Source organism: Streptomyces durocortorensis, assembly GCF_016901035.1.
Taxonomy (GTDB): Bacteria; Actinomycetota; Actinomycetes; order Streptomycetales; family Streptomycetaceae; genus Streptomyces; species Streptomyces durocortorensis.
Genome location: NZ_JAFEUF010000229.1, coordinates 4916 through 10655, shown reverse-complemented (window position 1 = coordinate 10655; position 5740 = coordinate 4916). Strand labels below are relative to the sequence as shown.

The window sequence follows — 5740 nt, the reverse complement described above, 5'->3', positions numbered from 1 at the left end:
CCTGGACATCGCCGCGGTGAACGGTCCGACCTCGGTGGTGGTCTCCGGCGACACCGAGACCGTCGAGGAGTTCGCCGAGAAGTGGTCGGCCCAGGGCCGCAGGACCAGTCGGCTCACGGTGTCCCACGCCTTCCACTCGGCCCTGATGGAACCCATGCTCGCCGAATTCGCGAAGACGGTCGAGCCGATGACCTTCGCCGAACCCCGCATCCCCGTCGTTCCCGCCATGGCCGGCGCCGACCCGACCACACCCGACTACTGGATCCGTCAGGTACGCGAAACCGTCCGATTCGCCGACGGCGTACGACAGCTGACCGAACACGGCGTCACCCGCTTCGTCGAGGTCGGCCCCGACGGAGTGCTGTGCGCGATGACCCGCCAGTCCGGCGCAACCGGCACCTTCGCCCCCGTCCTGCGACGGGACCGCGACGAGGTGCGCACGGCGTGGGTCGCCCTCGGCCGGATGTGGGCCGTCGGCGCCGACGTCGACTGGACCGCGGCGATACCCGCACACGGCCGACAGGTCACACTGCCCACCTACGCGTTCCAGCGCGACCGGTACTGGCCCGAGCCGGCGAACACAACCCCGGCCCCGGCACCGGCCGAGGCCCCCGGCGAGTCCCGGTTCTGGGCGGCGGTCGAACGCCAGGACGCAACGGAGATCGCCAGCACCCTCCGGCTCACCGCACCACCGGAGGCCCTGGCCGAGGTCCTTCCGGCACTCTCGTCGTGGCGACGGCAGTCACAGCAGCACGCAGCGGTGAACAACTGGCGCTACCGGGTCGAATGGACCCCGGTCACCACCCCCGCCGCCACCCTCGACGGCACCTGGCTCCTCGTCACCGAGACGGGCGACGACAACAGCACCGACATCGAAGACGCACTGCGTACCGCCGGAGCCGACGTCCTGCCCCTGACGATCGACGCCACCCACCCCGACCGGCGCCAACTGGCCACCCAACTCGCCGCAGCCGCTTCAGACAACCTCCGCGGAGTCGTACACCCGGCGGGCCACCAGGCCGAACTTGCAGTCGCCCTCACCCTCGTCCAAGCCCTCGGCGACGCCGAACTCACCACCCCGCTGTGGACCCTGACCCGCGGCGCCGTCGCCATCGACGCGACGGACCACATCACCCGGGCCGAGCACGCACGACTGTGGGGCTTCGGACAGGCCGTAGCGCTGGAACACCCACACCGCTGGGGCGGCCTCATCGACCTCCCCGCCGACGGCCACCACGACCTCACCCAACTCGCCGCCGCACTACGCGGCGACACGGAAGAAGACCAACTCGCCCTCCGCAACGGCCGACTCCACGCCCGCCGCCTCGTTCGAGCAGACCGACCCGACCCCGCCGCACCGGCCTGGACACCCTCCCGGCCAGGCACGGTCCTGGTCACCGGCGGCACCGGCGCACTGGGCGCCTCGGTCGCACGATGGCTCGCCGAACGCGGAGTATCGCATCTGCTCCTCACCAGCCGCCGCGGCACACAGGCACCCGGAGCCGACGAACTGATCGCCGAACTGAGGACCCTCGGCGCACACGCCACGATCACCCACTGCGACGTCGCCGACCGGAACGCGGTAACCGAACTGCTCACCGCCGTTCCGGCCGATCGCCCCCTGATCGGCATCGTCCACGCAGCCGGCGTCGCCCAATCCGGCCCGGTGGCAACCACCCAACTCACGGACATCACGAAGATCACCGACGGCAAAATGCTCGGCGCCACCCACCTGGACGAGCTCACCGAAGGCGCCGACCTGGAGCTCTTCGTCGTGTTCTCCTCCATCGCCGCCACCTGGGGAAGCGGCGGCCAAGCACTCTACGCCGCCGGCAACGCCTACCTGGACGCGCTCGCCGAGCGCCGCGCCAACCACAACCTGGCCGCCACCTCGGTTGCCTGGGGCCCCTGGGCCGACGCCGGCATGGCAGTCACCGGAGAGGCGGAAGAATTCCTACGCCGCCGCGGCCTCGCACCACTCGACCCGTCCCTCGCGATCGCCGCACTGGCACAGGCGATCGACGCCGGCGAAACGAACCTGACCGTCGCCGACGTGGACTGGACCCGGTTCACCCCGGCGTTCACCTCCAGCAGGCCGAGCCCACTCCTGCGCGAACTGCCCGAGGCCACCAACGCCCTGGCACCGACCGACCCACCCACCGAGGAAGAAGCCGACACCGGCCTACGAGCCCGACTCGCCACACTGAACACACCCGAACGCCTGGCCGAACTGACAGAGGTGATCAGAAGCGCACTGGTCGTCGTACTCCGCTACGCCGCCCACGAGCAGATCGACAGCACGCGCCCCTTCCAGAACCTCGGCTTCGACTCGCTGACCGCCGTCGAATTCCGGGACCTGCTGGCACGCCAGTGCGGCACACCGCTCCCGTCGACGATCGTCTTCGACTACCCGACACCGGCCGCCCTCGCCGACCACCTGCACGCCACGCTGCCCGGCGCCGATCCGGCCACCGACATCGAGCCACTCATCGGGGCACTGGACACACTGGAAGCAGCAATGGCCGACTCACCGCCGGACGGACTGTCCAAGGCACGGGTCACCGTCCGCCTGCAGGCTTTCCTCGACAAATGGACCACCGACCAGCCGGCTGCCGAGAACACCGCGACCGACCGCATCCAGGCCGCCGACGACGACGAGCTGATCAGCCTGATCCGCGACCAGCTCGGCGACGGAGCACGTGAATGACCACAGCGGAGCAGCGCAACGACCCGAACGGCTTCGTCCACGAGAACGGGGCCTGGCTCAAAGGGCCTTGAGCCCGGATGTTGGGCACACGAGACACCGGGTCCTGAGGATCTGAGGACGGGCATCTCGTGGTCATGAAGAATGGTCCGTCGGAGTTCAAGGCGGACGCGGTCGCGCTGTACGAGTCGCGGCCGGAGGCGACGGTCAGGTCGGTCGCCTCCGGTCTGGGGATCAACCCGCAGACGCTGCGGAACTGGCAAGGGCAGGCCCGGCGGAGGGTCTCGATCGTGGCCACGACGTCGCAGCTGGTCGCCGTCGGCTGGCGTCGAGGCGTGGAGGAACGGTCCAGCAGACCGAGTTCACCGTGCTGGCGGTAGCGGTTGACCCATTTCGACGCGCAGGCACGGGAGATGCCCATTTCTGCGGCGACATGAGCGATCGGCCGCGTCTGGCACCGCTCGATCAACCGGCGTCTTCCCTCTGCGGACAACGGTGCGTTCGCATGGGTCATGTACTGAGTCGCCTTCCTTATGGGGCGGGGCTGCGCGGGACAGGACGAGGCAGTCACACGAGTACGTCTCGTCGCGTGTCGGCGGCTGCGTGTCGGTTGAGAGCCCAGACGAGGAGTGCGCAGAGGGCGAAGGCGGCGCCGAGAAGGCTGGATCCAGCCCACCCCGCGGCCGAGTACACCGCGGTGGTGCCGGTTGCTCCGACGGCGGAGCCGAGGGAGTAGAAGAGCATGTAGCCACCGATGACGCTGCTCGTCCGGTGCGAGTATGCGGCCGTGAGCAGGTGTTGATTGCTGACATGCACTGCCTGCACCGCGAAGTCGAGCACGATCACGCCGACGATCACCGGCCAGAGCGACCAGGACGCTTGTCCGGTCGCCAGCCATGACGCGGCCAGGAGCGCGAGTGCACCGCCGGTGATGACGCTGGCGCGGCCGGCGTCGGCCCCCTGCCCGCCTCGGGAGGCGCCCAGCGCCCCGGCGAGCCCGGCGATCCCGAAGAGACCGATCTGGGCCGTGCTCAGATGCCAGGGCTCGGCTGCGAGCGGCAGAGCCAGGCCACTCCACAGCGTGCCGAAGGAAGCAAACAGGAAGAACGCAATCAGTCCGCGCGATACGAACAGGCGCTCACACAACAGGCGCCCCAGTGAGATCAGCACCGCGCCATACGTGGCCCGGCCGTCGCGCGGGTCAGATGGCAGCAGCCTCAGCACAAAGCCGGTGAGCGCGAGGAGGAGCACGGTGAACACCGCATAGATGCTGCGCCAGCCCCAGAGGGCAGCGAGACAGCCGGCGAGCACGCGCGCTCCGAGGATGCCGATGATGACGCCGGAGGTCACGGCTCCGAGTGTGCGGCCGCGTTCGGCTGCGGTGGACAGGTCGGCGGCGAAGGCGACCGTGGTCTGGACGACGACTGCGAACAGGCCGGCGAGGGCCAGACCGGCAAGCAGGAGCCATGGTCGGGCAGCGGCTGCGGCCAGAGCCGTGCCGACCGCGGCGAGGAGAAGGTGCCCGGCAATGAGCTTGCGCCGGTCGAACATGTCCCCCAGCGGGACAAGGAGGGCCAGGCCGATCAGGTAGCCGAGCTGCCCCGTGGTAACGATCCATCCCAAGTCGGCTTCCGGCAGGCCCAGGTCACCGCCGATCTGGGCCAGTACGGGCTGCGCCACATAGATCGTCGCGACCGCGACCGCGCAGATCACGGCGAACAGCATCCTCCGGCCAGACGTGAGACTCACTGACACACCTCCAATCAGTAGCAAATTGCAACCAAAATGAAGGTACGGCAGAATGGTTTCGATCCGCAACTCTTCAGGAGGAGTCATGGCTCGCACGGCGCCCGGTGCCGAGGGGATGTCCTGGACCGACCCCGCCTGCCCCGTCGCACGCACGCTCGACCTGGTCGGAGACCGATGGAGCCTGCTGATCATTCGCGACGCGATGGACGGCGCTCGCGCGTTCACCGACTTCCAGCACCGCACCGGAATCGCGCGCAACATCCTCACCGATCGCCTGCGACGCCTGATCGAACGAGGAATCCTCGAGCGGCAGACCGCCCCGACCGGGCGGCGGCAGAACTACGCCCTCACAGATGCGGGCCGGGATCTCTTCGCCGTCATCGTGGCCGCGCGTCAGTGGGGTGAACGGCACGCCTTCGCACCAGCTGAAACGCACTCAGTTCTCGTGGATGAAAGCGGTCTCCCGCTCCCGGAGCTCCGTCCTGTCGACGTGCACGGCAGGCCCGTGGACATCGATACGACCTCTGTGCGGCACGAGCACTGACTGCGGGGGGAGCCATCTGACACCCCCCCCAGCGGGCGGCGACATGGCCGGCCATCGGCGCCGGGCAACCGCGAGATGGCGGATATCAGCGTCTGGTCGGGCCACAGCGCAGCTTGCGTGGAGCACCCGCCCGACAGTTGTGGACCCACGCCACCACCGTCAACAACCTCCCAGCCCGCAACAGCTGGCGTCTTTACATGACGACTGAGAGCGCCCGCCGGGACCTGACGGCCATATGCGCGCCCGCGGACAGCGGCTACATCCTGCGCGTGGTGCGCGACGGCAGCAGTGAACTCCTCGCGGAGAAGGACCTCACGCACTGGCCCGACTGGCCCGCCTTCCCCTTCGATGCCGCCCACGCGGCGGGCAGTGAGCCGGTGATGCTCGGCTACATGATCTGGCCCGACAGCATCACTCCCGACTCGCTCCTCGGTTGGCAGCCTGTGCCGGAGGGGCGGGGATGGTCGGCGCGGGTCGGTACGTTCAAGCAGCTGCGAAACGCCGGAATCTGATCGCGGCGAGGGCTCCGGAGACGGGCGAAAGACCGCCCCGGCGGGCGGTGATCCGGATACGCTGTTGCCCAGGGTGCGGTGCTTCCCCCGTGGCACCGCACCCTGACGACGAAGGGGCGGTGGCGATGACGGGGGGGGGGGCGGGCCCGGCGGGGGGGGGGGGGGGGGGGGGGGGGGCCCGGGGCCCCGGGGGGGGGGGGGGGGGGGGGGAGCAGGAGGTCGGGCCGGCGG

The 5740-nt window shown here is 69.7% G+C and carries 5 protein-coding genes and 1 pseudogene; 4 read left to right on the top strand and 2 right to left on the bottom strand.

Translation table 11 applies throughout. The features are described from left to right. The coding region (locus tag JS521_RS29195; protein WP_205085947.1) for an SDR family NAD(P)-dependent oxidoreductase at nucleotides 1–2707 on the top strand (2707 nt) is incomplete at its 5' end. Between the two features lie 134 nt (nucleotides 2708–2841). Next, nucleotides 2842–3084, top strand: coding sequence for a transposase (locus JS521_RS37570; protein ID WP_205085946.1), 243 nt, complete (start codon nucleotides 2842–2844; stop codon nucleotides 3082–3084). Here the strand turns inward: JS521_RS37570 and JS521_RS29185 are convergent. Together JS521_RS29185 and JS521_RS29180 are read right to left on the bottom strand one after the other, a co-directional pair. Further along, nucleotides 2976–3218 (bottom strand): annotated as a pseudogene (locus JS521_RS29185) (helix-turn-helix domain-containing protein); the annotation flags it as partial. The gene JS521_RS37570 and the pseudogene JS521_RS29185 overlap by 109 nt on opposite strands. 53 nt (nucleotides 3219–3271) lie before the next feature. Continuing rightward, a complete protein-coding gene (locus JS521_RS29180; RefSeq protein ID WP_205085945.1) occupies nucleotides 3272–4429 on the bottom strand; it encodes an MFS transporter in 1158 nt (385 codons plus the stop codon). 109 nt (nucleotides 4430–4538) lie between these two features. On the opposite strand from JS521_RS29180, the gene JS521_RS29175 reads away from it, so the two are divergent. Together JS521_RS29175 and JS521_RS29170 are read left to right on the top strand one after the other, a co-directional pair. Further along, nucleotides 4539–4997, top strand: a complete 459-nt coding sequence (locus tag JS521_RS29175; protein WP_205085944.1) for a winged helix-turn-helix transcriptional regulator — start codon at nucleotides 4539–4541, stop codon at nucleotides 4995–4997. Nucleotides 4998–5194: 197 nt separating this feature from the next. After that, a complete protein-coding gene (locus JS521_RS29170; protein ID WP_205085943.1) occupies nucleotides 5195–5509 on the top strand; it encodes a hypothetical protein in 315 nt (104 codons plus the stop codon). The last annotated feature ends 231 nt before the right edge of the window (nucleotides 5510–5740 follow it).

Coding starts and splice junctions, on each gene's coding strand:
- JS521_RS37570 (WP_205085946.1), top strand. CDS start 2,842: ATGAAGAATGGTCCGTCGGAGTTCAAGGCGGACGCGGTCGCGCTGTAC.
- JS521_RS29180 (WP_205085945.1), bottom strand. CDS start 4,429: ATGCTGTTCGCCGTGATCTGCGCGGTCGCGGTCGCGACGATCTATGTG.
- JS521_RS29175 (WP_205085944.1), top strand. CDS start 4,539: ATGGCTCGCACGGCGCCCGGTGCCGAGGGGATGTCCTGGACCGACCCC.
- JS521_RS29170 (WP_205085943.1), top strand. CDS start 5,195: ATGACGACTGAGAGCGCCCGCCGGGACCTGACGGCCATATGCGCGCCC.